22 protein-coding genes are annotated in these 20,982 nt (G+C 65.9%); 9 read left to right on the forward strand and 13 right to left on the reverse strand.

Going from position 1 to position 20,982, the window contains the following annotated elements; all coding sequences use genetic code 11:
- Positions 1 to 49: 49 nt before the first annotated feature.
- Positions 50 to 1,279 carry a tetratricopeptide repeat protein gene (locus ACVWYP_RS40720; RefSeq protein WP_304500404.1) on the forward strand — a complete coding sequence of 410 codons (1,230 nt, stop codon included), beginning with the start codon at positions 50 to 52 and terminating at the stop codon, positions 1,277 to 1,279.
- A gap of 156 nt (positions 1,280 to 1,435) precedes the next feature.
- Here ACVWYP_RS40720 and ACVWYP_RS40725 read toward each other — a convergent pair whose 3' ends face one another.
- The 3 genes from ACVWYP_RS40725 to ACVWYP_RS40735 form a co-directional block, all read right to left on the reverse strand.
- The gene (locus ACVWYP_RS40725) at positions 1,436 to 2,902 is read right to left on the reverse strand and encodes a glycerol-3-phosphate dehydrogenase (protein WP_304497203.1); all 1,467 of its coding nucleotides are present in this window, start codon (positions 2,900 to 2,902) and stop codon (positions 1,436 to 1,438) included.
- A 333-nt stretch (positions 2,903 to 3,235) separates the two neighbouring features.
- Positions 3,236 to 4,759 carry an ABC-F family ATP-binding cassette domain-containing protein gene (locus ACVWYP_RS40730; RefSeq protein ID WP_304497204.1) on the reverse strand — a complete coding sequence of 508 codons (1,524 nt, stop codon included), beginning with the start codon at positions 4,757 to 4,759 and terminating at the stop codon, positions 3,236 to 3,238.
- A 352-nt stretch (positions 4,760 to 5,111) separates the two neighbouring features.
- Positions 5,112 to 7,799 (reverse strand): sensor domain-containing protein, encoded by a 2,688-nt coding sequence (locus tag ACVWYP_RS40735; RefSeq protein ID WP_304497205.1) that lies wholly within the window; start codon positions 7,797 to 7,799, stop codon positions 5,112 to 5,114.
- Positions 7,800 to 8,061: 262 nt separating this feature from the next.
- On the opposite strand from ACVWYP_RS40735, the gene ACVWYP_RS40740 reads away from it, so the two are divergent.
- On the forward strand, positions 8,062 to 9,177 hold the full coding sequence (locus tag ACVWYP_RS40740; RefSeq protein ID WP_453946200.1) for an NAD(P)/FAD-dependent oxidoreductase: 1,116 nt from the start codon (positions 8,062 to 8,064) through the stop codon (positions 9,175 to 9,177).
- Positions 9,178 to 9,273: 96 nt separating this feature from the next.
- Here ACVWYP_RS40740 and ACVWYP_RS40745 read toward each other — a convergent pair whose 3' ends face one another.
- Positions 9,274 to 9,459, reverse strand: a complete 186-nt coding sequence (locus ACVWYP_RS40745; protein WP_016847370.1) for a YdcH family protein — start codon at positions 9,457 to 9,459, stop codon at positions 9,274 to 9,276.
- Positions 9,460 to 9,699: 240 nt separating this feature from the next.
- Here ACVWYP_RS40745 and ACVWYP_RS40750 point away from each other — a divergent pair, with 240 nt between their 5' ends.
- The 3 genes from ACVWYP_RS40750 to ACVWYP_RS40760 all read left to right on the forward strand — a co-directional run bounded on the left by ACVWYP_RS40750 (position 9,700) and on the right by ACVWYP_RS40760 (position 10,630).
- Positions 9,700 to 9,906: a YdcH family protein gene (locus ACVWYP_RS40750; protein ID WP_016847372.1), complete on the forward strand. Its 207-nt coding sequence runs from the start codon at positions 9,700 to 9,702 to the stop codon at positions 9,904 to 9,906.
- A gap of 196 nt (positions 9,907 to 10,102) precedes the next feature.
- Positions 10,103 to 10,312, forward strand: coding sequence for a hypothetical protein (locus ACVWYP_RS40755; RefSeq protein ID WP_028336001.1), 210 nt, complete (start codon positions 10,103 to 10,105; stop codon positions 10,310 to 10,312).
- Between the two features lie 66 nt (positions 10,313 to 10,378).
- Positions 10,379 to 10,630, forward strand: a complete 252-nt coding sequence (locus tag ACVWYP_RS40760) for a hypothetical protein (RefSeq protein WP_018268738.1) — start codon at positions 10,379 to 10,381, stop codon at positions 10,628 to 10,630.
- A gap of 88 nt (positions 10,631 to 10,718) precedes the next feature.
- Here the strand turns inward: ACVWYP_RS40760 and ACVWYP_RS40765 are convergent, their stop codons facing one another.
- A complete protein-coding gene (locus ACVWYP_RS40765; RefSeq protein ID WP_304497207.1) occupies positions 10,719 to 11,435 on the reverse strand; it encodes a GGDEF domain-containing protein in 717 nt (238 codons plus the stop codon).
- A 145-nt stretch (positions 11,436 to 11,580) separates the two neighbouring features.
- On the opposite strand from ACVWYP_RS40765, the gene purE reads away from it, so the two are divergent.
- Positions 11,581 to 12,069, forward strand: a complete 489-nt coding sequence (gene purE, locus ACVWYP_RS40770) for a 5-(carboxyamino)imidazole ribonucleotide mutase (RefSeq protein WP_304497208.1) — start codon at positions 11,581 to 11,583, stop codon at positions 12,067 to 12,069.
- Positions 12,066 to 13,172 carry a 5-(carboxyamino)imidazole ribonucleotide synthase gene (locus tag ACVWYP_RS40775; RefSeq protein WP_304497209.1) on the forward strand — a complete coding sequence of 369 codons (1,107 nt, stop codon included), beginning with the start codon at positions 12,066 to 12,068 and terminating at the stop codon, positions 13,170 to 13,172. Before purE ends, ACVWYP_RS40775 begins: the two co-directional genes overlap by 4 nt.
- Before the next feature lie 263 nt (positions 13,173 to 13,435).
- Here the strand turns inward: ACVWYP_RS40775 and aqpZ are convergent, their stop codons facing one another.
- A complete protein-coding gene (aqpZ, locus tag ACVWYP_RS40780; RefSeq protein WP_304497210.1) occupies positions 13,436 to 14,158 on the reverse strand; it encodes an aquaporin Z in 723 nt (240 codons plus the stop codon).
- A gap of 264 nt (positions 14,159 to 14,422) precedes the next feature.
- Here aqpZ and rpsU point away from each other — a divergent pair, with 264 nt between their 5' ends.
- Both rpsU and ACVWYP_RS40790 read left to right on the forward strand, forming a co-directional pair.
- Complete coding sequence (rpsU, locus tag ACVWYP_RS40785; protein WP_021078544.1) at positions 14,423 to 14,719, forward strand: 30S ribosomal protein S21; 297 nt, start codon at positions 14,423 to 14,425, stop codon at positions 14,717 to 14,719.
- A gap of 113 nt (positions 14,720 to 14,832) precedes the next feature.
- Positions 14,833 to 15,495 carry a tetratricopeptide repeat protein gene (locus tag ACVWYP_RS40790; RefSeq protein ID WP_304497211.1) on the forward strand — a complete coding sequence of 221 codons (663 nt, stop codon included), beginning with the start codon at positions 14,833 to 14,835 and terminating at the stop codon, positions 15,493 to 15,495.
- A gap of 48 nt (positions 15,496 to 15,543) precedes the next feature.
- Here ACVWYP_RS40790 and ACVWYP_RS40795 read toward each other — a convergent pair whose 3' ends face one another.
- From ACVWYP_RS40795 to ACVWYP_RS40825, 7 genes are all read right to left on the reverse strand, one after another.
- On the reverse strand, positions 15,544 to 16,452 hold the full coding sequence (locus tag ACVWYP_RS40795) for a hypothetical protein (RefSeq protein ID WP_304497212.1): 909 nt from the start codon (positions 16,450 to 16,452) through the stop codon (positions 15,544 to 15,546).
- 275 nt (positions 16,453 to 16,727) lie between these two features.
- Positions 16,728 to 17,012, reverse strand: coding sequence for a cupin domain-containing protein (locus ACVWYP_RS40800; protein ID WP_028340624.1), 285 nt, complete (start codon positions 17,010 to 17,012; stop codon positions 16,728 to 16,730).
- A gap of 37 nt (positions 17,013 to 17,049) precedes the next feature.
- The gene (locus ACVWYP_RS40805) at positions 17,050 to 18,147 is read right to left on the reverse strand and encodes a calcium:proton antiporter (protein WP_304497213.1); all 1,098 of its coding nucleotides are present in this window, start codon (positions 18,145 to 18,147) and stop codon (positions 17,050 to 17,052) included.
- 54 nt (positions 18,148 to 18,201) lie between these two features.
- Positions 18,202 to 19,020 carry an alpha/beta hydrolase gene (locus ACVWYP_RS40810; protein ID WP_304497214.1) on the reverse strand — a complete coding sequence of 273 codons (819 nt, stop codon included), beginning with the start codon at positions 19,018 to 19,020 and terminating at the stop codon, positions 18,202 to 18,204.
- A 15-nt stretch (positions 19,021 to 19,035) separates the two neighbouring features.
- Positions 19,036 to 19,206, reverse strand: a complete 171-nt coding sequence (locus ACVWYP_RS40815; protein ID WP_304497215.1) for a hypothetical protein — start codon at positions 19,204 to 19,206, stop codon at positions 19,036 to 19,038.
- A gap of 10 nt (positions 19,207 to 19,216) precedes the next feature.
- On the reverse strand, positions 19,217 to 20,614 hold the full coding sequence (locus ACVWYP_RS40820; protein WP_018268744.1) for an NAD(P)(+) transhydrogenase (Re/Si-specific) subunit beta: 1,398 nt from the start codon (positions 20,612 to 20,614) through the stop codon (positions 19,217 to 19,219).
- Positions 20,615 to 20,657: 43 nt separating this feature from the next.
- The gene (locus ACVWYP_RS40825) at positions 20,658 to 20,975 is read right to left on the reverse strand and encodes a proton-translocating transhydrogenase family protein (protein ID WP_016841609.1); all 318 of its coding nucleotides are present in this window, start codon (positions 20,973 to 20,975) and stop codon (positions 20,658 to 20,660) included.
- Positions 20,976 to 20,982 lie beyond the last annotated feature (7 nt).

The raw sequence follows: 20,982 nt of genomic DNA on the forward strand, positions 1-20,982 counted from the left end.
GACGACGTCGGACCGCGCCGCCGCCTATTATGTCGACGGCGTCGATCGCTTGCTGGCGGCGCTGCACGGCGCCGATGCGGCGTTCGAGGCGGCGATCGCCGAGGACCCCGATTTCGCGTTGGCCCATATCGGCCGCGCCCGCGTGCACCAGCTCAACATGGAAGGCGCCAAGGCCCGCGCCAAGGCGGCCGATGCACGGCAGCTGGCCGCGGCCGCCAGCCCGCGCGAGCGCCAGCACATCGAGATCATGGCGTCCGTGATCGAGAGCCAGCCAAAGAAGGCGGTGAAAGAAGCCGAACGGCATCTCACCGAATATCCGCGCGATGCGCAGGTGCTGTCGCTGTTGCTCGGCGCCTTCGGCCTCTATGCGTTCTCCGGCCGGCCCGACCATGACGCCGCGCGGCTTGCCGTCTGCGAGCGTTACGCCGGCGACTACGGCGACGATTGGTGGTTCCTCACCTATCTCGGCTGGTCGAAGACCGAGGCCGGCGATGTCGTGTCCGGCCGCGCTATCACCGAGCGCGGCTATGCGCTGAAGCCGGAGAACGCCGGTGCCGCGCACGCCGTCGCGCATGCGTTGTTCGAGCAGGGCGACGCGGCGGAAGGCCGCAGCTTCCTCTCCGCCTGGCTGCCGGCGAATGATCGCACCAGCTTCCTGCAAGGCCATCTCGCCTGGCACCTCGCCTTGATCGCGATCGAGGAAGGCGACGCCGACAGCGCGCTCGACATTTACGAGCAGCACATCAAGCCGGCGGGCCGCCCCTATCCGCCGCTCAATATCTTCACCGACACGGCCTCGCTGCTGTGGCGGCTGACGGTCGCCGGCAAGACCGGCCTCCAGCAGCACTGGAAGGATGTCGCCGCCTATGGCGACGGCTACTTCCCGAAGGCCGGCGCGCATTTCGCCGACGTGCACCACGCGCTGGTCGCAGCCACGACCAACAACGACGCGCTCGAGGCGCGGCTGGTCGAGATGGCGGCGCGCGACGCCGACGGCAGGCTGGCGCCGGGCCCTGCGGCGATCGGGCTCGGCCGCGGGATCGCGGCTTTCGCCGCCGGCGATCACGACGACGCCGTGCGCATCCTTGCGCCGCTGATGCCCGAACTGGTGCGGATCGGCGGCAGCCATGCGCAACGCGAATTGTGGGAGGATACCTTCATCGTCGCGTGCCTGCGCGCCGGCCAGGGCCGGCAGGCAACGAGCCTGATCTCGGAGCGGCTGCATCGCCGTCCGTCCCGGCGCGACCTCGCCTGGTCACAGGAGGCGGCCCGGCAATAGCCGCTATTGAACCTGTTCTCCTTCCCCCTGAAAGGGGGAAGGTCGGGATGGGGGTCGGCCGCATACGACGGTGCGCGCGGAGAGAGCAGATCCCCACCCGCTTTGCTCTGGCGAGCAAAGCGACCTCCCCTTTTCAAGGGGAGGTTTGAAGCGAGCTCAATCCATCTTCGCCATGAACGTCGCAAGCGCGTCGCGATCGGCTTGCGGCATGGTCAGCCCGAGCTTGGAGCGGCGCCACAGGATATCGTCGGCAAAGCGCGCCCATTCCCTGCGCATGAGGTAGCGCACCTCGGCGCCGGTCAGTTCGGGACCGAAGGCCGGGCCGAGATCAGCCTGCTTCCTGGCGTCGCCCAGAACATCCCCAACGTTCAACCCATAGGCGGCCACCAGCCGCCGCGCCTGCGCCTCGCCGAGGAAGCGCCAGCGGTCGCGGGCGATGTCGACCTCGGTCTCGAAGCGCTGCCACGCGAACTCGCCGCCCGGCAGCGGCGCCGTTGCGGTCCAGCGCGGTGTCATCGGATAAAACCGCGTAAACTCCGACACTGCCCGCTCGGCGCGGCGCCGCGCGGTGGTGACGTCGCCGCCGAAGGTCGTGAGCAGCGGCGCCTTGCCGCGCCTGATATCGAGCAGCGCTGCGCCATCGCTCATGTGCCGGCGCGCGGGCACGACCACGGAATTGGCACCGGAGACGGTCCGCAGCACATCCACTGGAGCGATCTGCTCGCGAAAGTAGCGATTGGCGGCGTCGCAGAGATAGGCCTCCTCGCGCACGCCCATCGCGACAACCGCCGGATCACCCTTGAAGGGATGACTGACGCTGCCGATCAGGGTGAAGTCGCGCTCGTAGGGACTGGCGAAGATCAACCGGCCGTCAGGGTTCTGAAACACATAGACGTTGTCGCAGTCGAACAGGCGGCGCACCACGATCTGGCTGATCTGCACGGTCGCAAGCTGCGGCGTGGACACGCGCAGCACGATGTCGGCGACCGAGGCGGTCCACGCGCCGGTCGCGTTGACCAGCGCCCGCGCCGTGATCGCCCGCCGGTAGCCGCGGTCGATCGCGACCAGCTGCCAGGTCTCGCCGCGCTCGGCCCGGGTCACGCGCGCGCCGGTGCGGATATCGGCGCCGCGCGCTGCGGCATCGACGGCGGTGAGCACGACGAGCCGGGAATCGTCGACGACGCAGTCGGAATATTCGAACGCGGTTCCGAACGGCCGCTTCAGCGCATTGCCGACCGGATGGTGGGTGACATCGAGCGTCGCCGAGCGCGGCAGACCGCTGCGCGAAGTCAGCCGTTCGTAGAGCAGCAGCAACGACCGCAACTGCCACGGCGGCCGCTCCTCGGCATGCGACGGGATCACGAAGCGTACCGGCCGCACCAGATGCGGCGCGATGCGCAGCAACACGTCGCGTTCCCTCAGTGCCCTGCGGACGCGGAAGAGCTCCCGCCGTTCCAGCCCGGCCAGATCGCCATGGACCAGCCGCGGCGAAGCCTGCGATGCGCCGGAACCGAGATCGCCCTGTTCCAGCAGGATCACGCGCAGGCCGCGGCCGGCGGCATCACGGGCAATGCTCGTGCCGTTCAGGCCACCGCCGATGATCGCGACGTCATAGTCCGCCATGGGCAACGCCTATCGCATTTTCATGCGAACAAAAGACGGGTTCGCACGAAAAATGCGTCAAGGCGCGGCGCTGAACTACATGATGTCCGGGTGAATCACGGCGCACTCACCTCTCCCGCTTGCGGGGGCGAGCGTACGCTTGCACGATTTCGGAATATTGGAATAATGCCCCTGAGTTGCCCGACGTGTCAAGCTGCTCGAATGCCGGCCGCCGCCGGCTACTTTGCATGGGGTTGTTTTCGATATTTTGGCAGCGCTCCTCCTGCGACGGCCCCGCAAGCGGGAGAGGCACACCGTCTTCGCGACGGCGATCCAATCTGACTCCATCACCCGCTAGTCCGCACCGGCCGCGGCAAAGAACTGTTCCGGCCCGTCGACCTCGATCAGCTTCCTGCCTTCGATCACCCAGAACCGGTTGGCCACGGTCCGCACAAACTGGCGGTCGTGCGACACCAGAAGGCAGCTGGCCTGCTGTTCCATCAATTCGTCCTCCAGCGCCTCCTGCCCCTCGATGTCGAGGTGGTTGGTCGGCTCGTCGAGCAGATAGAAGTTCGGCTGGGTGAGCCGCAGCACCAGCATGCCGAGGCGGGCCTTCTGCCCGCCCGACAGCCGCCCGATCGGACGGCCCTGCATCTCGATCGAGAGCCCGGCGCCGGCGAGCAAGCCGCGCGCACGCTGATCGCCGACCTCGAAGCGCCGCGTCAGCATGCGCATCGGCGTGTCGCTATCGGCAAGATCGGCCAGTGCCTGGTCGCAATAGCCAAGCACCAATGACTCGGTGGCCCGGATCTCGGCCGGTGCCGCTGCGGCATTCTCGATCGCCAGCCGCAGCGCCGCGACGAAGCGCGTCTTGCCGGCGCCATTCGGCCCGAGCAGCGCAATCCGGTCGCCCTTGCAGATGAACTGCTGCCCGGTCCTGAACAACAGCCTGCCGTCGGGCGTGGCAATCCCGGCGTTGTTCAGCCTGATCAGAACCTTGGCATGGGTGTCGCGGTTGGCGAGCCGGATCGTTCCGGCCGAGCGTTCCAGATGCGCGGGCTTCGCCGTCTCCTCCAGTCTCTCGGCGCGCTGCTTCAATTGCCTGGTCTTCGACAGCAGAAGGTCGCTGCCGGAATTGATGCCGAGGTTGTTGAGCTTCGCGGCCTGCTGCCGCAGTTGCCGCACGGCCTTCATGTCGCGCTGATAGCGCCGCTCGTCCGAGGCATCGAATTCGTCGATCGCCGCGCGCGCCGCGGTATAGGGCAGCGAGAACAGCTGCGACCGCTCCGGGCGCAGGAACAGCGTCCGGTTGGTCGTTGCATCGAGAAAGGCGCGATCGTGGCTTGCGATCACCACCGGCATCTCGCGCGGCAACGCGTTCAGCCAGGCCTCAAGCCGGCCGATCTTGGCGAGATCGAGATGGTTGGTCGGCTCGTCGAGCAGCAGCACATCGGGCTCGGTCACAAGCACGCGGGCGAGCACCGCAAGCCGCAGCCAGCCGCCGCTCAGCTGCTTCAGTGGTCTCGTCCACAGCTCCTCCGGAACTTCGAGCGATTGCAGGGCGACGTCGACCCGCCAGCCCTCGCTGGCGCGCTGTTCGCCGGGAAGCGCCTCGAGCACGGCGGCATGGAACGGCGTATCCAGCAGTCTTGGCGGCGCATCCTGCTCGACATGGCCGACGGTCAGTCCGCGCGCACGGGTGATATCGCCTTCGTTAGGCTCCATCGCATCTGCGATACAGCGCAGCAGCGTGGACTTGCCGCGGCCGTTGGCGGCCACCAGCCCGATGCGGTCGCCGGCATTGACGACAAAATTCAGTTCGGAAAACAGCGGCGCGTTCAGCGTCACGCCGAGGTTGCGTACATTGATGAGGGTCACGATCAATTCTCTGGTCTTGCCGGCGATCGCGACATCCCGAGGCGTCCAGCCATCATCGGATGTGCGTGTCGAAGCGCGGCGAGGGATTCATGTGCAGGCACGAACGCTCAAACGTTCGACGCCGCACGGCCACGAAGGGCAGACCAGGAAGAGATGTTGCGCGAGTTTCCGGTCAGCCCTGCAAACGCATCTGCAGGGCGTTGACGGGGCCACGCTTGAGGTGGGGATCGGTGTATCTCGCCACGACGCGGCCCTCCTTTCTCGGCTGAAATGATGTGGTGGGTCGAGATGTAGCCGGGCGAGCAACGGATGGCAAGCATAGCCGGCCGGGCCGGCGACCATTCAGGCCAAATTACCCGGCTCTGCGCACGGTCTCCGCAAGCTGGTCGCCACCGACCAGCCCGGCAAATTGGCCGATCGGGGCCGGCCTGCCGATCAGATAGCCCTGCACCGCGTCGCAGCCCTCTTCGGCGAGGAAGCCGAGCTGTGCCTCGGTCTCGACGCCTTCGGCGACGATCGACATTTCAAGGCCGTGGCCGAGATCGATCACCGCGCGCACGATCGCGGCCGATTGCGGGTTGCGGCCGAGATTGATGACGAAGGCGCGGTCGATCTTGATCTTGTCGAACGGAAACGCCTGCAGGTAGCTCAGCGAGGAATAGCCGCTGCCGAAATCGTCCATCGAGATGCGGACGCCGAGCGCCTTCAGCCGCCGCAGCAGCGACAGGCCGCGGTCGAAATCCTCGATCAGCACGCCCTCAGTGATTTCGAGCTCGAGCCGGTCGGGCGTGAGCCCGGTTTCGAGCAGGATCGAATGCACGAGGCCGACGAGGTCGCCATGGGTGAATTGCGCCGGCGACAGGTTCACCGCGACCTGCAGCGGGATCGCCCAGGAGGCCGCCTCCCGGCAGGCTTCGCGCAGGATCCATTCGCCCATCTCGACGATCAGGCCGCTTTCTTCCGCGAGCGGAATGAAGTCGCCGGGCGGCACGAAGCCGCGCACCGGATGGTGCCAGCGCGCCAGCGCCTCGAAGCCGATGATCTGGCTGGCCGCCACGCTGCCGCCCGCGGCGGCCTGCGGCTGGTAGTAGAGCGACAATTCGCCATTCTTGATCGCGACCGACAGCTCCTGGTGCAGCACGCGGCGATCGCGGATCTGCTGGTCCATCTCCGGTTCGAAGATCGAGATCGTGCCGCGCGACTTCGCCTTGGCGCGAAACAGCGCCGCGCCGGAATTGGCCAGCAGCGAGGCCGCGTCGGATCCGTTGTCCGGGAACACCGCGATCCCTGTGGTGAGGCCGGTCCGCACCGACTTGCCGTCGATCAGGAAATCCTGCCCGAGCGCCTCGGCGGCCTGCTCGGCCAGTGCGATGCCGGCGACCGGCTGCTTGCCGTCGATGATGAGGCCGAACTCGTCGCCGGACAGCCGCGCCACCACGCCGCCGCGCGCCACGGTCTGCAGGCGCTGCGCGACCTCGATCAGCACCTTGTCGCCCATCGCATGGCCATAGACGTCGTTGATCTCCTTCAGCCCGTCGAGGTCGACGCAGAGCACGGCGAACTCCTCGTCGGTGCCGTCGCAGGCCTCGATCATCTGGGTCAGCGCCTGCAGGAAGGCGGCGCGGTTCGGCAGATCGGTCAGGCCGTCATGATAGGCCATGTGCGCCATGCGCGACTCGGTCTGGCGCCGATCGGTGACGTCCTCATGGGTCTTGATCAGATATTGCGGCTCGCCGACCTCGTCGAGCACGGTCATACGGCGGGTCAGGAACAGCCGCAGGCCGTCCTTGGTCGAGATCGGATGCTCCTCGGCGATCATGCTGCGCTTCCTGATCGCGGCCTCGTCGCGGGCGATGATCAGCTTGGCTTCACGCGCATTGAAGATGTCGGACGCGGTCAGGCCGGCGGCGTCCTCGCGGCGGCGATTGAGGATCGTCTCGGCGCTGCGGTTGGCCAGGAGGTAGCGGCCGTCGCTGACCCGCTGCACGATCAGCGAGACCGGGATGTTGTCGACCACGAGCTCGAGGAATTTCTTGTTGTTCTCGAGCTCGCGCGACAGCGAGCGGCGGTCGGTCACGTCCTCGAACAGCGCGATCAGGAATTCCGGCTCGCCGGCCTCGTTGCGGGCGATCACGCGGTTGGAGGCGAGGATCCGCTTGTCCGAACCGCGTTCGACGAAGAATTCGCTGCGATGATAGCCTTCCGCCGCGTTCAGCGCCGCGCGGTCGGCGGTGTCGATGCTGGCGGCGGTCTCGGGGCGGAAGATCTCGTCGGCGCGCTTGCCCACGATGTGATCGCGCGAGAAGCGCGAGAAGCGCTCGAAGGCGCGGTTGGCGAAGATGTAGCGGCCGTCCTCGATGTTCTTGGCCGCAACGCAGACCGGAACGTTGTCGAGCACCGATTCCAGGAATTGCGTGGTCGAGGCGAGCTTGCGCGACAGCTTGCGTTGGTCGGTGCAATCGAGATGGGTCGCGACCGAGCCGCCGTTCGGAAGCGGAAAATACTTCACCAGCACCGACCTGCCGCCGGGCAGTTCGGTAACCAATCCATCGGGCGCCGCGGCCCTGGCGAAGAAATCCTCGGCGCTGAGGTCGAGCACGCCGCGGTCGCGGCGCAGCTCCAGCAGCTCGACGCCCGTCATGTTGCGCCGGATGTCGGCGCGCGACAGGCCGTAGATGTCGAGATAGCGGTCGTTGCAGAACACGATGCGCTCCTGCGCATCGGTCATCACCACGCCCTGGTTCAAATGGTTGAGTGCCGACGAGACGAAGGCGTTGCGCCGCAATTGCGCGCGCTTGGCCTTGCGCAGCGCCGATAGAATCCACAGCCCGACCGCGCCGAAAAAGGACGCAACCACCACGCTGCCGATCAGGAGCTCCCAGACCACGCCGGGATCGAGGCTGCCCAGATAGCTCGACGGCGCGAACGCACCGGCACCGGCCCAAGCTGCAGCGCACGGCGCGACGGCGGCGATCAGGCAGAGCACGGCCCTTGCCGGAATCCAATTCTTCCCGCCCGCCTGCACCTTCCTGCCAGCCATCGATCACCCGCGGATTTCCGGGGCGAGTGTCCGGCTCCGGCGGTTTGGATCGGGTAAACGCGTACTGATGCAACCGGAAAATGCTGACTTAATTTATGACAATTGCCCTGACATGATTAATGCTCCACTAACAGGGCATGGCTTCCCAACTATTTGAGATGGCCCAAACACTTGCCTAATAAGCACTTGCCCAAAGCGACCGGATCGGCTGAACGATGTTGGCGGCAGCGGCCAGGGCGCGGCCGGGCGGAAATTTTCGGACCTGAAGGACGAGATGGACAGGGTTGATTGCGTGATCGTCGGTGCGGGGGTGATCGGCCTCGCGGTGGCGCGGCGGCTGGCACAGGCCGGCCGCGAAGTGATTGTGATCGAGGAGGCCGAGGGGATCGGCACGGTGACCTCGTCGCGGAACAGCGAGGTGATCCACGCCGGCATCTACTACCGCGCCGGCAGCCTGATGGCGCGGATGTGCGTCAGCGGCAAGCGGGCACTCTACCGCTACTGCGCCGAGCACGGCGTCCCGCACAAGAATTGCGGCAAGCTGATCGTGGCTACCACGCCTGCCGAGACCGAGAAGCTGCAGTCGATCCGAGCGCATGCAAAGGCCAATGGCGTCGACGACATGCAGCTGTTGTCCGGCGAGGCGGCGCGCGCCCTGGAGCCGGCGCTGAATTGCGACGCAGCGCTGCTGTCGCCCTCGACCGGGATCATCGACAGCCATGCCTACATGCTGGCGCTGCGCGGTGACGCCGAGGCGGCCGGGGCGGCGTTCGCCTTCCATACGCCGCTGCTCCACGCCAGGGCCACCGCCGACGGGTTCGAGATCGAGGCCGGCGGCGCGGCGCCGATGACGCTGGCCTGCGATCTCCTGGTCAATGCCGCCGGACTCGGCGCGACGGCGGTCGCACGCAACGTCGAGGGCATGCCGATCGAATTGATTCCAACGGCCTATTTGGCCAAGGGCAATTATTTCAGCTGCAGCGCCAGGGCGCCGTTCTCGCGGCTGATCTACCCGGTGCCGGAACCCGGCGGGCTCGGCGTGCACCTGACGCTCGACATAGCCGGACAGGCGAGGTTCGGGCCCGACGTCCAATGGATCGACCACATCGATTACGCCGTCGACCCTGATCGGGCCGAGCGGTTCTATCCGGCGATCCGGAAATACTGGCCGGCCCTGCCGGACGGCGCGCTGATGCCGAGCTACTCGGGAATCCGCCCCAAGATTGTGCCGCCGGCGGTGGCGACGCAGGACTTCCTGATCCAGGGACCGGCCGATCACGGCGTCGCCGGCCTGATCAACCTGTTCGGGATCGAATCGCCCGGACTGACGTCGTCGCTCGCGGTCGCCGACCATGTCGGCGAGTTGGCGGAACTCTGAGCAAATACAGTATGGCCGTCCGGGGGATGCGCGCGCACTTGTGCGTTCATCCCTCGGTGAAAGGCCAGGCTATTTGCTAATTTGCAGGGGGGCGGTCTAGTGGACCGTGTCGTCGGCGGACAGTCTCAACCGCTCGATTTGATCCTTGACCATCAACTTGCGGCGCTTCAGCTCGCAAATATGCAGGTCGTCTACGGAGGGGTGAACGAGCGCTTCGTGCAGTTCGTTCTCGAGTATTTTGTGTTTACGCTCCAGCTCAATGAGATGGGCCTGTATTGCCATTGCGAACACTCCTCGGTGCGTTAAACCTCAGGTTCGATCCGGACCGCCGAGTGTACACGAGTGGACGGCGCTGTCGATGGGGGACGCGAAATGCCGCACGCACTCATTTCGGTTTATCTGTAACCAATCGTGACTATGGAACCGGTCCGGCTTGCGCGGCGCGCGCGCAAGGAGGATATTCCGGCGAGCGGCGACTTCCGCCGCAACAACCTCATCGTGCTTATCAGTTAATATACAACCATGAACGATCAGGATGAGCGCGAACTAATCGCCGAGCTCGCGCGTCTGCAACAAGAGCACCGCGACCTCGATGCCGCGATCGACGCGCTGCACCAGTCGCCGGCGCCGGATCTCTTGATGCTGCAACGCTTGAAGAAGCGGAAGCTGCAACTGCGCGATCGCATCGCCTTCATCGAAGACCAGATCACGCCCGACATCATCGCCTGATGCGCGTCGCGGCGCGGGCCTTCGCAGGTTGGCGCTTCCGGTTCAGATCGGGCAGCGGTTTTCCCCGTCATCCACAGCGCCGCACCGGCTTCACGTTCGCGGCAACGGACGCAAGGCGGTTTCCCGGCGCTTGACTCTATCGGAACAAAAAGAGAACATATCGATCCAGCCGCCAGCCATCAGAGGGAGTTTCGCCATGTCCGCACCGCCTTCCCTGCCCGACAACAGCCGCTACGAGAAGGCCTGCGATCAGGCGATCGCGATGTGCGACGGCAACCTGCGCAGCACCATCAAGGCGCTGATCATGGCCAACGAATACCTGGAAGCCGAGCTTGAGGAATTGCAGGCCGCGATCACCGCCGGTTGCGTGCCGGCGCAGACCCGGGCGGCGAGCGATGCCGCCTGATCCTTGGCCTGATCCTTGGCCTGATCCTTGGCCTGATCCTTGGCCTGATCTTCAGGGAGCACAGCGATGGCCGATGTAACCTATTACGTGGCACTGCCCTTCATGCAGGATGATGACGGCACGCCGGTCGCCGGCAATGCCGAGGAATGCCAGAGCTCGGCGGTCGCGCTGCGCCGCGCGGAGACCATGTCGCGGATGCCCGGCAGCATCGGCGCCGTCGCGTTCAGCCGCACCGGCGATCCCGCGATCGGCGAATTCGGCGATGCCAAGCTGTTGCGGGCCTACGGCAATGTGCCGGAGGATCTGAGCGCGCTCTGATCTCTCAAGCGCGATGGGATCGGGTCGAATCATCATCGTTTGAGCATGATCTTTTCGGAAAACCGCTTCGCACTTTTCCGGATCATGCTTAGGATTCGTGGCGCCGCTGCGCCTTGCGCACATACATCGCACGGTCGGCCTCATCGAGAACGCGATCGATGTCCGAATGCGCGGTGAGGATCGCAACGCCCGCGGAGGCACCTGCGGTGACCTGGCTGTCTCGGAACATGAAGGTCAACCGATCGATCGCCTCTTCCAGCGCAGCCGCCTTGGCGCGGGCATCGATCTCGCTGAGATTCCACAGCAGCACGGCGAACTCGTCGCCGCCGAGACGGCCGATCACGTCGGAAGCGCGCACCTGATCCGATATCGCGGCAACGATCGCCTTCAGCACCTCGTCGCCCGCCGCGTGGCCGAAGGCATCGTTGATCGGCTTGAGACGATCGACGTCGAGCACGATCAGCGCGCCGGAGGCCTGATAGCGCTTGATGAAGGAGAGCGAACGGGCGAGTTCGCGCTCGAATCCGCGCCGGTTCAGGATGTCGAGCAGGAAGTCGGTCTCGGCGGAGGCCTGCAGCTCCTCGATCCGGGCCTGCGCCCGCGCCAGTTGCGCCCGCAAGCTGCGGATCGTCGATTTGTCGCCGGATGCGACCGCGCCTCGCGTGGAAGCTGCGGTTCCAACCCGTTTGGTTCCAGCCCGCTTGGCTCCAGTCTTGCCCGGCCCGGATTTGCGCGCGGCGGGCGCGCCTTTGCGTCGTTTCGCGGCCCCGGAGGCGGCCGCCGTCGTCTTCTTCTTCATGCGCATCCTTGTTGAGGCCTGCTTATGAAGGCTTGCCGGGATTCACCAAGACAGGATAGTCCATTCTAACTCCCTTGCCACGCCTTGGATGACGCCCGGGCCGCCCCTATAATCGGCCTATGCTTTTGGATTCCTGCACAGAATTGAAGAGATGACCGCTCCGATCGCCATCATCATGGGAAGTCAGTCCGACTGGGAAACCATGCGCCATGCCGCCGAGACGCTGGCTGCGCTCGGTGTGGCCTGCGAAACGCGTATCGTTTCGGCCCACCGCACCCCGGATCGGCTCTACGCCTTTGCCAAGGGCGCCAAGGCGGCCGGCCACAAGGTGATCATTGCCGGCGCCGGCGGCGCCGCCCATCTACCGGGCATGACGGCCGCGCTGACCGAGCTTCCGGTGTTCGGGGTTCCCGTCGAGTCGAAGGCGCTGTCGGGCGTCGATTCGCTCTATTCGATCGTGCAGATGCCGGCCGGCGTCCCGGTCGGGACGCTGGCAATCGGCAAGGCCGGCGCGATCAATGCCGCGTTGCTCGCGGCGAGCGTGCTCGCGCTCAACGATCCGGCTCTGTCGGCCCGCCTTGCGGCCTGGCGCAAGCAGCAGACCGACGCGGTCAACGAGCATCCGGAGGACGCGGCGTGACGGCTTCGAACGGAGTGAAGCTGAAGCCGGGCGACACCATTGGAATCCTCGGCGGCGGGCAATTGGGCCGGATGCTGGCGATGGCGGCGGCGCGCCTCGGGCTCCGCTGCCAGGTGTTTTCGCCGGATCCGGACTCCCCGGCGTTCGACGTGGTGCAGAACGCGACCTGCGCGGAATATGCCGACGTCGAGGCGCTCGAACTGTTCGCCAACGACGTCGACGTCGTGACCTATGAATTCGAGAATGTCCCGGCCGCGACCGCGATGGTGCTCGCCGCGCGGCGCCCGGTGCTGCCGGCCTACAAGATCCTGGAGACCACGCAGGACCGGCTGATCGAGAAGGATTTTGTCAGCAAGCTCGGCATCGGCACCGCCGACTACGCCGACGTCTCCTCGGTCGGCACGCTGCGCACGGCGATCGAACGCATCGGCCTGCCCGCGGTGATCAAGACCCGCCGCTTCGGCTATGACGGCAAGGGCCAGGCCATCATCCGCGCCGGCGACGACCTCGAACAGGTCTGGCAGGACCTCGGCACCAAGTCGGCCATCCTCGAAGCCTTCGTGCCGTTCGAGCGCGAGATCTCGGTGATCGCGGCTCGCTCCGCGTCCGGCGAAGTCGAATGCTTCGACGTCACCGAAAACGAGCACCGCGACCACATTCTGAAAATTTCCCGCGCGCCGGCCGCAATCCCCGATGAGCTTGCCGCGCAGGCGCGTGTGATTGCCGAAAAGATCGCCTCGGCGCTCGACTATGTCGGCGTGCTCGCGGTGGAGATGTTTGCGGTGCCCGGCAACGGCAGCAAGGCGACGGTGCTGGTCAACGAGATCGCGCCGCGTGTGCACAATTCCGGCCACTGGACGCTCGACGGCGCCTCGATCTCACAGTTCGAGCAGCACATCCGCGCGATCGCCGGCTGGCCGCTGGGCAAGCCGGTGCGCCACGGCGATGTCGTCATGACCAATCTGATCGGCGACGATATCCTGAGCTACGAGCAGTGGCTCACCGTTCCCGGCGCCACGGTGCATCTGTACGGCAAGGGCACGCCGCGCCCCGGCCGCAAGATGGGGCACGTCACCGAAGTGACGCCCGCCCGCAAGCCTTAATTCCACTAAAGCGCGATGAGATATTCATCGCGCTTTAGCTCGTCGTTTGAGCATGATCTCTTCGGAAAACCGCTTCCCACTTTTCCGGATCATGCTCCGGCGGCCGCGGCCGCCTTCGACACATCGATGGAAATGGGATCGTGGCAGCCACGATCCTTTAGAGCATCGGTTCTGATTCAATCAGGATCGATGCTCCGGATTTTTGTTTACGCGTTTTCTTCACGCGAACCGGCGTCCAGTTCGCTCGAAAACGCTCTCGCCGATCACGCCGTCTTCGCGCCTGCGACGATGCCGGCCGGCTCGTCGCTGAGCCAGCGATAGATCACGCCGCCGAGCGCACCGCCGATCAGAGGCGCGACCCAGAACAGCCAGAGCTGCCCCAACGCCCAGCCGCCGACGAACAGCGCCGGCCCGGTGCTGCGCGCCGGATTCACCGAGGTGTTGGTGACGGGAATGCTGACGAGATGGATCATCACCAGCGCAAGGCCGATGGCGAGCGGCGCGAAGCCGGCAGGCGCCTTGCCATGGGTCGATCCCATGATGATGAACAGGAACATCATGGTCATCACCACCTCGGTGATGAAGCACACCACCATGTTGTACTGGCCGGGCGAGTGCGCGCCATAGCCGTTGGAGGCAAAGCCCTTGCTGACATCGAAGCCGGGCGCGCCGCTCGCGATCATATAGAGCAGCCAGGCCGCGATGATGGCGCCCACGACCTGCGCGATGATGTAGGGCAGCACCTGGCCGCCCGGGAAGCGCCCGCCCGCGGCGAGCCCGACCGTCACCGCCGGGTTGAGGTGGCAACCCGAGATATGGCCGATCGCATAGGCCATGGTCACCACGCTCAGCCCGAAAGCCAGTGACACGCCGACCAGGCCGATCCCGACCTGCGGAAAGCCGGCCGCGATCACCGCGCTGCCGCAGCCAGCGAATGTGAGCCAGAACGTACCGATGGCCTCGGCAGCGTATTTCTTCATCTCCATCTCGCATCTCCCCTATTTCCAATGTCCGGGTTATCGAAAACGCCGGGAGCGGCCCTCATCTGGGCGCCAAACCACCCAAATCAGGGCCGCACAATGGCATTTTCGCCCTATTTCGTGGCTTTACTAGGCCCGAAAGTCACTCGACCGGTGGACATCTGCGCGTTTGTCTGATACATGCGCGCGCCTAGGGTTAAGAGGCAGGCCTTTTGCCGCCCCTTCACCTCGCCAGAATTCCGAACCGATCAATTCAAAAGAGGATGCCGCGTGCAGGTTCTCGTCCGCGATAACAATGTCGACCAAGCCCTGAAGGCGCTGAAGAAGAAGATGCAGCGCGAGGGCATTTTCCGCGAGATGAAGCTCCGCGGTCACTACGAAAAGCCCTCCGAGAAGAAGGCCCGCGAAAAGGCCGAAGCCGTGCGCCGCGCGCGCAAGCTGGCACGCAAGAAGCTGCAGCGCGAAGGCCTGCTGCCGATGAAGCCGAAGCCGGTGTTCGGCGCTGGCCCCGGTGGCGACCGCGGCGGCCGTCCGGGCGGTGCAGGCGCTGGTCGCGGCCCTCGCTGAACCGTTTTGCCGATATGGAAGTCTAACAGCGCGGGCCACGGGCCCGCGTTGTCGTTTTGAAGCGCGCCGCGTTCCGGGGTACCCATGCAAAACGATCGGCAAGAGCATTTTGCATGACGGCTGATCCGGTAGCCCGCCCGCCCTTTCCAGGACCCGCGCACCGCCGTTGCGCGCCGCATCTCGTCATCATTGCAGTGGTTCTCGGCCTGCCGCTCGGGGGCTGCTCCTTCGACCTCGGTTCATGGGGCTCCTCGGACGACAAGCCGAAGCCGGCTGCCACCGCCGACAAACCCGCCGCCGACACCATCACCCCGCAGGACGTCAACAGCGCCAAGGATCACACCACGCGTGCTCAGGTGCTGGCGCGCTCCGGCAAGCTCGACGAGGCGATGGCGGAGTTCGAACAGGCACTGGCGGCCGACCCTTACAACATCCAGGCGCTCTACGGCCGCGCCCTGATCTATCAGGGCCGCGGACAGCATCAGCAGGCGATCGACGATTTCACCGCGGCCAGCGGGCTGTCGCCGCAGAAGGCCGAGCCCCTGGTCGGCCGTGCGACCAGCTACCTCGCGCTCGACAAGGCCAAGCAGGCCGCCAGCGATCTCGACGAGGCCGTGCAGGCCGATCCAAGCAATGTTGCGGCGTGGAGCACGCGCGGCCAGGCCTATGAGCGGCTCGGCGACAAGGCCAAGGCGGCGGCGTCCTACAATCGCGCGCTCGCGCTGCGGCCAAGCGACGGCAACGCGCGCAGCGGGCTGGCGCGCACCGGCGGCTAGCGCTTGGCGTGAAGACAACCCGTCAGGAACGATCGAGCGGCGCTGTGGCTACTTCGGCAGGACGGCGTGGAACATCGACTTCATGCCGGAGAACATGTCGTCGGTCACCGACGTGCGCTCGTTCTTCTGCGCCGGCATGATCGCCTCGGCGCGCAGGTCGAGCGGGGCCTGCACCACCGGGACCGGAATGTCGGCCGGCGGCGTCAGCCGGTTGGAGTCCTGGCCGCCGGCGTAGGGCGGACGCGGCTGCGAGGATTGATCGACATTGTCGGTGGACGGGCTCGACACCATGATCGGCGGCGGCAACGGCCGGATCGCCGAGGTGGCTGCCGCACGCTGCGCCTCTGGCAGGCGGGCAAGATCGGTGCGCGCAGCGTCCTGGGAACGCGTGGCGTCCTGGGAACGCGCCGCCTCCTGCGGACGCTCCTTGCGCAGCCGCTCGATGGCGGCGCGGGCGAGGTCGTTGGCGTCGCGGCTTTCCTCAGGCGTCACAGCCGTCTCGACCGGCGCGGCTGATGTCGCAGGCGCGGCCGGCTGCGGCGCGGCGGGCGTGACCTTCGCAACGGCCTTCGGCGCTGCCGGGTGATGGCGGGTGTCGGCGGGGATGCTGGCGGTATCGGCCGGCGCGTCAGGCTTCACATCGGCAGATTTGGGGTCGGCCGATTTCTCGGCGGGCTTCTCGGTGACGGTGGCCTTCTCGGACGCCGACCGCTCGATCAGCGTGCGCTCGGACATGCCCTTGGCCTTCACACCGGCTTCGGGGAGGCTGCTGACGACGGTGGCGGGCTTGGCGGCGGCTTTCGGATCGGCCTTGGGATCGACTGCGGCGGTCACGGCTGCGGCTGCCGGCGCCTCCGGCTTGGCCACGATGTAGTGATTAACGATGTACGCCCCGATGATGGTCGCTGCCACCGAGGGTAAGATGTCCATCACGAATTTCTTCAGGTAACTCAGCATGACCTGCCACTCCCCACCCCGGTATTACATGCTGGAACTTTGAGGCACATTCAGGGATCAACTGCGTCGGATCGGTGGCAAACCCCCGTTCCGACGTCACCTTTGGTGTCGCTTTGGTTTCAGCCGGAGGCGCCCCCTGCGCAGGCCGCATCCGCCTGCTAGATCATCGCGCAGCCGTTAACGGGTTATGAATTTCCACAGCCGCGCCGGCTCGGACCTGCCATTCGGCGGGTGCAGAGTTCCTTGCAGGGTGCTTGCAGGGTTCTTGCGCCGCGTCAGGGCTTGAGTTCGACCTCGAGGAACACGATCTCGCTGGCCGTCTCGTTGAGCACGTCGTGCTGGACCCCTGCCTTGCGGAAATAGGATTTGCCGGCTCCGAGCTGCGCCTTCGAGCGCTCGCCGTTCGGCGCCACGATCGTCATCTCGCCCGCCGTGATCGGAACGATGACATAGTCCATTTCATGGGTGTGGTGGCCGGTGGCGCTGCCCGGCGCAAGGCGCCATTCGGTCACGCGGACCTCCGCGGTATCCACCTGCACATCCGATTTGGCGCTGAGCATCGTCATTCTCTCCAATTTTTTTTGAGCGGATCATGCTCTACGGCACGAAAACCATGAACACGAACACGGCGAACACCACCATGTGAACGAGCCCGAACAGGATGTTGGTGCGGCCGGTTCCGAAGGTGAGCATGCTGACCATGAAGGTGAGCAGCAGGATCAGCATATGCTGGTTGCTGAGCCCGAGCACCAGCTGCTTGTCGAGCGCATAGGCGGCTACGGCCACCGCGGGAACCGTGAGCCCGATGGTGGCGATCGACGAGCCGAGCGCAAGGTTGATGCTCTTCTGCAGATCGTTCTTGCGCGCCGCCGACACTGCGGCAACGCTCTCCGGCAACAGGATCAGGGCCGCCACCACCAGGCCGGCAAAGGCCGGCGGCGCGCCGATCTTGACGGTGACGACATCGACCACCAGCGAGAATTTCTTCGCCAGCAGCACCACCGCCAGCAGCGAGATCAGCAGCAGCGCAACGCTGATCGCGGTCATGCGGTCCGACATCACCTCGCCATGCGCCGCCGCCTCATTGGCGCCGCTGACGAAATAATCGCGGTGACGGATGGTCTGGGTGTAGAGGAACACCGCATAGAGCAGCACGGTCACGACGCTGACCACGGCGAGCTGGGCCGTGGAAAACACCGGGCCCGGAGAGGCCAGCGTGAAATTGGGCATATCGAGCGTGATGGTCGCGAGCACGAACAGCACGCTGAGGTAAAGGTTGGCGCCGGTGATCTGGAAATCCTGCTCCCTGTAGCGCAAGCCGCCGATGAAGATGCAGAGCCCGACCAGGCCGTTGCAGACGATCATCACCACCGCAAACACCGTGTCGCGGGCCAGGGTCGGCGCCGGCGTTTCGCCCAGCATGATGGTCGAGATCAGCGCCACCTCGATGATCGTCACCGCGAGCGTCAGCAGCAATGTGCCGAACGGCTCGCCGATACGCTCGGCGATCATCTCGGCATGGTGGACCGCCGCGAACACGGTGCCGAACAGAATGACCAGCAGCACCGCCGCAAACACCCAGCCCCCGGCCGATGGCGCGAAGCTGTAGCCGGTGGCCGTGACCGCGGCAAACAACAGCACCGCCAGAACGGGATACAGCCAGGCCGACCGCGGCATCGGTCCGTGTGCGCTCATCGTGGGGGTCCCCTCACTTCGGTGGCGCGATTATGCGACAGACAATCGCCGCCGTCAGCCTCTTGCGGCGTCGATAAACCGCCGCGCCGTCGCCATCGCACCGAAATCATCGAGATTATCGTGCCCGCCACCGGGCAGTCGCACGAATTGCTTGGGCTCATGGGCGAGGCCGAACAGGCGCTCGCCGAAGCGAATCGGGATCACCGGATCGCCGGTGCCATGCATGATCAGCAGCGGCGCCTTGACCTGCGCGATGAGCCGGTCGGAGTGGAATTGATCGCGCATCAAGAGGCTGACCGGCACATACCAGAAATGCGCGCCGGCGACGTCGGCCGTCGACGTATACGGCGCCTCGAGGATCAGCTTGCCGAGCGGATGTTCGGCAGCGAGCGCAACCGCAACGCCCGTGCCGAGGGAGAATCCCCAGGCCACGATCTGCTCGGCGCGGTAGCGCGCGGTGGTGAAGGCGTAAGCCGCCGCGGCGTCCTGCAGCAGTCCCTGCTCGCTCGGAGACCCGCTCGACCCTGCGTAACCCCGAAAGGACAGCGCCACCAGCCCGGTGCCGTCGGCCGTGATGGCCTTGAAGCGCGCCACGCGCCCGGCAAGGAAATCGCCATTGCCGTGAAAGAACAGCACGACGGGCCGGCCCGGCTTCGCCGGCACGTGCCAGACGATGACCTTCTCGCCGTCGTCAGTGGTCAGGACATGCTCTTCCGCTTCGGGAAGCCCCGCGGCTGCCGGCGCGGTTCGCCCGACCGGCGGGATCGGAAACAGCAGTTCGCGCTGCTTGACGTACAGCACCACGAGCCCGCCGAGATAGATGACGAACGCGGCGATCAGGAGCCATTTCAGGATTGCGAGTGCCAGTGCCATCAGCGGTGGCCGCGGCTATGTCTTGCCGCGGAGCTTGCGCAGCTTCTCGACGTCCGCCTTGATGCTGTCGGGGACCGGCCGGCACGCGCACGCCGCCGCATGCGCGACGTGCCACTTGATACGCTGCTCGCGCGTCGCCCGGGGCGGCATGCGATGCGCTCGATGCCACTCCCGGTTCAGCGCCATCGCTACCGCCTTACATCGCCTTGACGATGTTCTCGGTGACCTTCTTGGCGTCGCCGAGCAACATCATGGTGTTGTCGCGGTAGAACAGCGGGTTGTCGATACCGGCATAGCCCGAGGCGAGCGAGCGCTTGATGAACATCACGGTGCCCGCCTTCCAGACCTGCAGCACCGGCATGCCGTAGATCGGCGAGGTCTTGTCCTCTTCCGCCGCCGGGTTGGTGACGTCGTTGGCGCCGATCACGAAGGCGATGTCGGCCTGGGCGAACTCCGAGTTGATGTCCTCGAGCTCGAACACCTCGTCATAGGGCACGTTTGCTTCAGCGAGCAGCACGTTCATGTGGCCGGGCATGCGGCCCGCGACCGGGTGAATGGCGTATTTCACCTCGACGCCTTCCTTCTTCAGGATGTCGGCCATCTCGCGTAGCGCGTGCTGTGCCTGCGCCACCGCCATGCCGTAGCCGGGCACGATGATGACCTTGGAGGCGTTCTTCATGATGAAGGCGGCGTCATCCGCCGAGCCGAGCTTGGCGGGCTTCTGCTCGCCGCTGCCGCCGCCGGCCGCCGCGGTCTCGCCGCCGAAGCCGCCGAGGATCACCGAGATGAACGAGCGGTTCATCGCGTGGCACATGATGTAGGACAGGATCGCACCCGACGAGCCGACCAGCGCGCCGGTGATGATCAGTGCCGAATTGCCGAGCGTGAAGCCGATGCCGGCCGCGGCCCAGCCGGAGTAGGAGTTCAGCATCGAGATCACGACCGGCATGTCGGCGCCGCCGATCGGGATGATCATCAGCACGCCGAGCGCCAGCGCGATGATGGTGATCAGCCAGAAGTCGAGCGCGCTGCCGCTCATCACGAGGCCGACGATGAAGAACACCAGCGCCAGCGCCAGCACGATGTTGATGACGTGGCGGAACGGCAGGATGATCGGCGCGCCGCTCATCCGGGCCGACAGCTTCAGGAACGCGATCACCGAGCCGGTGAAGGTCAGCGCGCCGATCGCGACGCCGAGCGACATCTCGACCAGGCTCTGCGGATGGATGTTGCCGGGCGTGCCGATGTCGAACGCCTCGGGCGCATAGAACGCACCGGCGGCGACCAGCACCGCGGCCATGCCGACCAGCGAGTGGAATGCGGCGACGAGCTCGGGCATCGAGGTCATCGGCACCCGGCGCGCGATCACGGCGCCGATGCCGCCGCCGATCGCGACCGCGAGGATGACCAGCACCCAGGCCACGCCGTCGGCCGGCGGATGGCTCGCCAGCGTGGTGCCGACGGCGATCGCCATGCCGATCATGCCGAACATGTTGCCCTGGCGCGACGACGCCGGGCTCGACAGGCCGCGCAGCGACAGGATGAACAGCACCCCCGCCACGAGATACAACAGTGCAGAGAGATTGGCGCTCATCTCAGGTCCCCCAAAATCCTCATCACCCCGAGGTGATTGCCGCTCACTTGGCTTTCTTCTTGTACATCGCGAGCATGCGCTGGGTGACCAGGAAGCCGCCGAAGATGTTGACGCAGGCGAAGATCAGCGCGACGAAGCCGAAGCCGCGGGCCCAGCCCGAACCGCTCGAGACCATGCCGACGCCGACCGCGAGCAGCGCGCCGACCACGATCACCGAGGAGATCGCGTTGGTCACGCTCATCAGCGGCGTATGCAGCGCCGGGGTCACAGACCACACCACGAAATAGCCGACAAACACGGCGAGGACGAAAATCGACAGCCGGAACACGAACGGATCGACGGCCTGCGCGAGATGCTCCATGGCTTCT

It is taken from the genome of Bradyrhizobium sp. USDA 3262 (assembly GCF_054060035.1).

Coding starts and splice junctions, on each gene's coding strand:
- ACVWYP_RS40725 (WP_304497203.1), bottom strand. CDS start 2,902: ATGGCGGACTATGACGTCGCGATCATCGGCGGTGGCCTGAACGGCACG.
- ACVWYP_RS40825 (WP_016841609.1), bottom strand. CDS start 20,975: ATGGAGCATCTCGCGCAGGCCGTCGATCCGTTCGTGTTCCGGCTGTCG.
- ACVWYP_RS40760 (WP_018268738.1), top strand. CDS start 10,379: ATGGCCGATGTAACCTATTACGTGGCACTGCCCTTCATGCAGGATGAT.
- ACVWYP_RS40810 (WP_304497214.1), bottom strand. CDS start 19,020: ATGGCACTGGCACTCGCAATCCTGAAATGGCTCCTGATCGCCGCGTTC.
- ACVWYP_RS40820 (WP_018268744.1), bottom strand. CDS start 20,614: ATGAGCGCCAATCTCTCTGCACTGTTGTATCTCGTGGCGGGGGTGCTG.
- ACVWYP_RS40800 (WP_028340624.1), bottom strand. CDS start 17,012: ATGCTCAGCGCCAAATCGGATGTGCAGGTGGATACCGCGGAGGTCCGC.
- ACVWYP_RS40735 (WP_304497205.1), bottom strand. CDS start 7,799: ATGGCTGGCAGGAAGGTGCAGGCGGGCGGGAAGAATTGGATTCCGGCA.
- ACVWYP_RS40790 (WP_304497211.1), top strand. CDS start 14,833: ATGACGGCTGATCCGGTAGCCCGCCCGCCCTTTCCAGGACCCGCGCAC.
- ACVWYP_RS40755 (WP_028336001.1), top strand. CDS start 10,103: ATGTCCGCACCGCCTTCCCTGCCCGACAACAGCCGCTACGAGAAGGCC.
- ACVWYP_RS40745 (WP_016847370.1), bottom strand. CDS start 9,459: ATGGCAATACAGGCCCATCTCATTGAGCTGGAGCGTAAACACAAAATA.
- ACVWYP_RS40750 (WP_016847372.1), top strand. CDS start 9,700: ATGAACGATCAGGATGAGCGCGAACTAATCGCCGAGCTCGCGCGTCTG.
- ACVWYP_RS40795 (WP_304497212.1), bottom strand. CDS start 16,452: ATGCTGAGTTACCTGAAGAAATTCGTGATGGACATCTTACCCTCGGTG.
- purE (WP_304497208.1), top strand. CDS start 11,581: ATGACCGCTCCGATCGCCATCATCATGGGAAGTCAGTCCGACTGGGAA.
- ACVWYP_RS40765 (WP_304497207.1), bottom strand. CDS start 11,435: ATGCGCATGAAGAAGAAGACGACGGCGGCCGCCTCCGGGGCCGCGAAA.
- ACVWYP_RS40815 (WP_304497215.1), bottom strand. CDS start 19,206: ATGGCGCTGAACCGGGAGTGGCATCGAGCGCATCGCATGCCGCCCCGG.
- ACVWYP_RS40805 (WP_304497213.1), bottom strand. CDS start 18,147: ATGAGCGCACACGGACCGATGCCGCGGTCGGCCTGGCTGTATCCCGTT.
- aqpZ (WP_304497210.1), bottom strand. CDS start 14,158: ATGGAGATGAAGAAATACGCTGCCGAGGCCATCGGTACGTTCTGGCTC.